This is a genomic window from Dolichospermum sp. UHCC 0259 (assembly GCF_009711935.1).
Classification (GTDB): domain Bacteria; phylum Cyanobacteriota; class Cyanobacteriia; order Cyanobacteriales; family Nostocaceae; genus Dolichospermum.
The window spans coordinates 175,335-181,958 of the sequence record NZ_VIKX01000187.1; the positions used below are offsets into that span (position 1 = coordinate 175,335).

Below are 6,624 nucleotides of genomic sequence, written 5' to 3' on the forward strand. Positions count from 1 at the left end.
TATATGTCTAAAATACTCAAATACATTAGTGTTTTTCTCATTATCTCCTGTTTGTTATTTGCTTGTCGTTCTTCAGTGCCAACTGCATTAAAACGCCCTCCTCTGAAGGTGGCTTGTATCACTTTTGTGGGGTATAGACCAGCCGTTATTGCCCAGGAAAAAGGATTTTTTAAAGCCCAAGGTGTAGAAGTAGAACTGAAATATGTAGACTTTGCTCAATTACAACAGGCAGATTTTAGTGCCGGAAAATATGATGGTATCGGATTAACTTTAGGAGATTTTATGATCTTAAGTGCCACTAATCCTGATATGCAAACTGTGATGGTTGTGGACGAAACAAATGGCGCAGATGTGGTCGTTTCCCAGGCAGATATTAAAACTGTTGCTGACTTGAAAGGGAAAAAACTGGGCGCGAATCTGGGAGGTTTTAGTGAAGTCTTTGTCACTGAAATGTTGAAAACTGCTAACTTAACTAGTGATGATGTAAGTTTGGTTAAGTTCGATGCTTTAGAAATTCCCCAACGCCTGAAAAATAATACTATTCAAGCAGGACATACGTGGGAACCTTTTCTTTCTGAAGCTGTGAAATTAGGGGGACATATTCTATTTACCAGCAAACAAACTCCAGGGTTAATTTTAGATTTGGTAGCATTTCGAGGTGAAACAATCCGCGATCGCCCGGAAGATATTCGCGCCTTTATTCGTGGCTGGTTACAAGCTGTACAATACTGGGAAGCAAATATTGCCGCCGGCAATGAGATTGTGAGTAAATCATTGAAGATTCCCAGTAATACACTGTCTTTGGAGGGAGTAAATCTCACCAATTTGCAAGAAAATCAGCAATTTTTTCAATCTGATAGCTCTAATTCTATCTACAAAACTGCAAAAATATATGCAGATTTTTTTATTCGCACAGGTAATGTTACGCGGCTTCCTGAAATCAAAACTTTGTTTAATGCTTCTTTTTTAAATCCTGCCTCCTAATCTAAAATTATGGGAAACTCACTTTTTTCTAGTATTAGAACTCAATTAATAGTCTCTTTTTTGATAGTATCTCTAATTCCATTATTATTGTTGACATTTATCAACAAAGAAACTACAACCACAGCACTAACAGACAATGCTAAACAAGCCCTATCAGCGGCGGCAAATGAAACCACTAATAGAATAGATGCTTTCATAGATGCGAATCTCAATGCCGTGCGTGTAGAGGCAATTTTACCGGGTTTGGCAAGCTATTTGAGCTTACCACCAACACAGCGAGAAAATAGCCCTGAACAACGATTAGCAACGGAAACATTAATTCGTCTCAGTCGTAAGGATATGTTGAATGTTCTCTCCTATGCTTTACTTGATTTGCAGGGAAAAAACGTTCTGGATACTAATACACCAGATATTGGTAAAGATGAATCTAGCCAAGATTACTTTCAAAAAACAATAGAAACGGGGTTATCTTTTGTTTCTAGTATGAAGCGATCGCCAACAATTCCCGATCTTGTTACCCTGTTCTTTAGTAGTCCAGTTCGCAATGCTAGGGGAAATATCTTAGGTGTATTACGAGTTTCATACAATGCCACAGTTGTTCAGCAATTAGTAACTCGACAAACTGAACGGGCAGGAGCAAAATCCTTCGCTATTCTTTTAGATGAACATTATATTTACCTAGCACATAGCACTGCACCAAAACTACTTTTTAAATCCATTGTCCCTTTGCCAAATAATGTTATTAATAAACTGCAAAAAGAAGGGCGATTACCTAGTCATCCGCGCCAAAAACTATCAACCAATGAACTAAAACTTCAGGAAGCATTGGATCATCAGCGGTCTTATTTAATTACATCTTTAGCAGCCCCAAATTCAGATGATCTGATAGCGATCGCTCGATTACAACATCAACCTTGGTCTGTATTATTCGCCCAACCCATCGCCGTCGCTTTAGCACCTGTAGAAAAGCAAATTCGTGATGCTATGTTACTGTTTACATTTATCGCTGGTATGGTGACAATCATCGCTTTTGTAATTGGGCAACTCCTAACTAAACCAATAATTTACCTTACCAATATAGTTTCCCAATTTACCGCAGGTAACTTAGATATTCGCGCTCAAATTAACTCAAAAAATGAAATTTTCCAGTTAGCAAAATCATTTAACAATATGGCATGGCAATTACAAACATCTTTTGCAAATTTAGAAAATCGAGTTCAGGAACGCACCGCAGAATTAGTAATTGCCAAAGAAAAAGCCGAAGTAGCAAATCAAGCTAAAAGTACATTTATTGCCAATATGAGCCACGAATTACGCTCACCTTTAAATGCAGTCATCGGTTTTTCACAATTAATGTTACGTGCTAATAATTTACCCCCTGATCAATATGAAAATGCCGGAATTATTTATCGGGGGGGAGAATATTTACTAACCCTAATTAATCATATTCTCGATTTATCGAAAATTGAAGCAGGTAAAGCCAATCTTAATATCCATGATTTTGATCTTTACCGCCTACTAGATGATTTAGAAGATATGCTATATTTAAGAGCAAGTAATGAGGGATTAAATTTAATATTTCAAAAAGGTAACAATATCCCCCGTTATATTTGTACTGATGAAGTAAAACTCAGGCAAGTATTAATTAATTTAATTAGTAATGCCATTAAATTTACTCATGAAGGTAAAATTATGGTCAATGTCAATAAACGCAATCAAGAAACAACAGATATTTTTATCCTTGATTTCCAAGTTTGTGATACTGGAGTAGGTATTGCCGCAGTAGAATTACCAAAAATATTTGAAGCTTTTTCCCAAGCCCAAGCTGGAACAGAATCTCAAGAAGGAACAGGTTTAGGTTTAGCAATTAGTCGCAAGTTTGTACAATTAATGGGTGGTGATATTTCTGTTATCAGTGAATTAGGAAAAGGATCAACATTTCAATTCTTTATTGAAGCAAAATTAGGTCAAAAAACCAAAGATAATTCTGAAGAAGAACGTCCACAAATCTTAGGACTTTTACCAGGGCAACCTACATATAAAATCTTAACAGTAGATGATAAACTTATTAATCGTCAATTATTATTTAAGTTATTATCTCCATTGGGTTTTGAGATGAAAGAAGCCAGTAATGGACAAGAAGCTATAACTATTTGGGATGAATGGGAACCCCATTTAATTTGGATGGATATGCGGATGCCTGTTATGGATGGTTATGATGCTACCAAATATATTAAATCTACTACCAAAGGCAACGCTACGGCGGTAATTGCCTTAACTGCCAGTGTTTTAGAAGAAGAAAAAGCGATCGTGCTTTCGGCTGGTTGTGATGATTTTCTGCGAAAACCTTTTGCTGAACATACAATTTTTGATGCCCTGGCTAAACATTTAGGTGTTAAATATATATACGCTGAAAATAATTCTGAAAATTCAGAAACCATAGCAGAAAAATCTTTAACATCTGATAGTCTCACTTGTATGGATCAAGAATGGATTAATCAATTCTATCAAGCTAGTTTAGAAGCCAATACCAATCTTGTCATAGAATTAATTACAAAAATCCCTCAAACAGAAAGTTTTATTATTCAATCTTTAACAAAACTTGCCCGACAATTTGAATTTGAACAATTAGTTGATTTAACTGAACCTTTGATAAATAATGAAAATACATAACACAAAAAAGATAAAACAAATTCCTCTACGATTAGTATTAATTATTCCTTTTGTCGTGCAAATTGTCAGTGCTGTGGGATTAGTCGGTTATCTTTCCTATCGCAGTGGACAAAAAGCTGTAGAAAATATAGCACAGCAATTAATGCTAGAAATAGGCGATCGCATTGATCAAAACTTGACTCATTACCTCCACAAACCTACAGAAATTATCCAAAATAATGCTAATTCCATTAAAATGGGTATTCTTAATTGGCAAGATTTATCTACCATTGAGCTATATTTTTGGCGGCAAATGCAAATTTTTGATGAGATTGGTTCTTTATCCATTGCCAACGAAAAAAAAGAAATTTTAATCGTCCAAACAGATGATGACAACTCTCATGCAATTCGTCTCAGAGATAAATCAACTAATTACAATTTTAATAGTTATCTGACTAATAATCAAGGCAAGCGAGTTAAATTAATTAGAAGTTCTAGCACTTATGATCCCCATACAGATCCACCTAATAACCCTTGGTATCTACACACAAAAACAGCAAATCGTTTAATTTGGCGGATTAATGTCTCACGAGTTAAAGCTAATAAACCCACCTTAATTGCTGTTACACTCATGCCTTTTTATGATCGCAAAAATACATTTCAAGGGGTGATTGGTTCTTCCGTTTCTTTAGCCCAAATAGGCAATTTTTTAAAAAGTCTCAAAATTGGCAAAACTGGTCAGGCTATCATTATAGATCGAGAGGGATTAGTAATTGGTACTTCCACCGGTGAAACTCCTTTTATTTCTGGCTTATTTGCACTCGACACTCAACAAAACTTAGTTAAAAATAATGATCCTGCCAAACGTCGCTTAAATGTTATTAATAGTAGTAACTTAGTTTCTCAAAAAACGGCTGCTTATTTAAAAAAATATTTCACTAATTTCAAGCTAATTAAAAAAATTCAACAACTTAGTATCATACTTAATAATAAGAGGTATTTTGTCCAAATTGTTCCCTTCCAAAGTGAAGTAGATTTAGATTGGCTAACAGTTGTGATTATTCCTGAATCTGATTTTACGGCAGAAATTCGAGAAAATACTCAATTGACAATTCTGTTATGTAGTTTTACCCTGTTTATAGCCATAGGAGTTGGTATTGTCACTGCTCGTTGGATTACTATTCCGATTTTGCAATTAAGCCGTTCTAGTCAAGCTTTAGCATTAGGAAAATGGCAAAATTCTGGGATAGAAAATAGCTCAATAGAAATTCAAAGTATTACAGAATTAGCAAATCTAGCTAATTCATTTCATAGTATGGCTAATCAGTTACAAACATCTTTTGAAACTTTAGAAATTAAAGTAGAAGAAAGAACCCAGCAACTAGCCATTGCCAAAGAAAAAGCCGAAGTAGCTAATCAAGCTAAAAGTTCATTCATTGCTAACATGAGTCATGAATTGCGATCTCCTTTAAATGCAGTTCTTGGTTTTTCTCAATTGATGTTACGCGCTAATAATCTCCCATCAGATCAATATGAAAATATCAGTATTATTTATCGCAGTGGTGAATATTTACTCACATTAATTAATAATGTTCTTGATTTATCGAAAATCGAAGCCGGGAAAACTACTCTTAATCCCAGCAATTTTGACCTGTATCATTTATTAGATAATTTGGAAGATATGTTACATCTTAAAGCAAGTAATCAGGGCTTAAATTTAAAATTTCAACGTAGTGACAATCTTCCTCGTTATATTTGTACTGATTCTGTAAAACTTCAACAAGTATTAATTAATTTAATCAATAATGGAATTAAATTTACTCAATCAGGAGAAATTAGGTTAACAGTAAGTAATCTTAGTGAAGAAGATACAGATATTTTAACTCTTAATTTTCAAGTTCGTGATACAGGAAGAGGTATCGCAGCCGCAGAAATATCCAAACTTTTTATTGCCTTTTCTCAAACTCAAGCGGGAAAAGAATCTCAAGAAGGAACAGGTTTAGGCTTGGCAATTAGTCGTAAATTTGTTCAGTTAATGGGAGGAGATATTATAGTAGACACTGAATTAGGAAAAGGCACAACTTTTAAATTTTCTATTCAAGCGAAATTAGGGCAAAAAATGAATAATAATACCTTAGAAGCACAGCCACAAATTTTAGAACTTTTACCAGGACAACCTACATATAAAATATTAGCAGTAGATGATAAACCTATTAATCGTCAATTACTTATTAAACTTTTAGCACCATTAGGTTTTGAAGTGAGAGAAGCAAGTAATGGACAAGAAGCCATAACTATTTGGGATGAATGGGAACCCCATTTAATTTGGATGGATATGCGAATGCCTGTCATGGATGGTTATGATGCTACCAAATATATTAAATCTACTACAAAAGGCAACGCTACGGCGATAATTGCCTTAACTGCCAGTGTTTTAGAAGAAGAAAAAGCGATCGTGCTTTCGGCTGGTTGTGATGATTTTCTGCGAAAACCTTTTGCTGAACATACAATTTTTGATGCCCTGGCTAAACATTTAGGTGTTAAATATATATACGCTGAAAATAATTCTGAAAATTCAGAAACCATAGCAGAAAAATCTTTAACATCTGATAGTCTCACTTGTATGGATCAAGAATGGATTAATCAATTCTATCAAGCTAGTTTAGAAGCCAATACCAATCTTGTCATAGAATTAATTACAAAAATCCCTCAAACAGAAAGTTTTATTATTCAATCTTTAACAAAACTTGCCCGACAATTTGAATTTGAACAATTAGTTGATTTAGCTGAACCTTTGATAAATAATGGTTAAAAAACATCAATATTAGTTCACATCTCATATTGATTGAGAAAAAACTCGATAGTCATCAAAATTAGATTGAATATGAAAAATTTGTGCATTATCTTTCATATTAATTAGAGTATATTCAGTACAGGGCTATTTCATTCTAAAAGAGAGGATAAAATGGTAGAGATATCTAGGCATCT

Annotated in this window: 3 protein-coding genes; all 3 read left to right on the forward strand. The window is 34.2% G+C overall.

Going from position 1 to position 6,624, the window contains the following annotated elements; genetic code table 11:
- Positions 1-3: 3 nt before the first annotated feature.
- From FJR05_RS15290 to FJR05_RS15300, 3 genes are read left to right on the forward strand one after another with little or no spacing between them, the layout of a single operon-like run.
- Positions 4-984 (forward strand): ABC transporter substrate-binding protein, encoded by a 981-nt coding sequence (locus FJR05_RS15290; protein WP_168644885.1) that lies wholly within the window; start codon positions 4-6, stop codon positions 982-984.
- Between the two features lie 9 nt (positions 985-993).
- Entirely contained in the window at positions 994-3,657 is a 2,664-nt protein-coding gene (locus tag FJR05_RS15295) for a hybrid sensor histidine kinase/response regulator (RefSeq protein ID WP_168644886.1), read from the forward strand.
- Entirely contained in the window at positions 3,644-6,448 is a 2,805-nt protein-coding gene (locus FJR05_RS15300; RefSeq protein WP_168644887.1) for an ATP-binding protein, read from the forward strand. The genes FJR05_RS15295 and FJR05_RS15300 overlap by 14 nt, the downstream gene beginning before the upstream one ends.
- Positions 6,449-6,624: the final 176 nt, after the last annotated feature.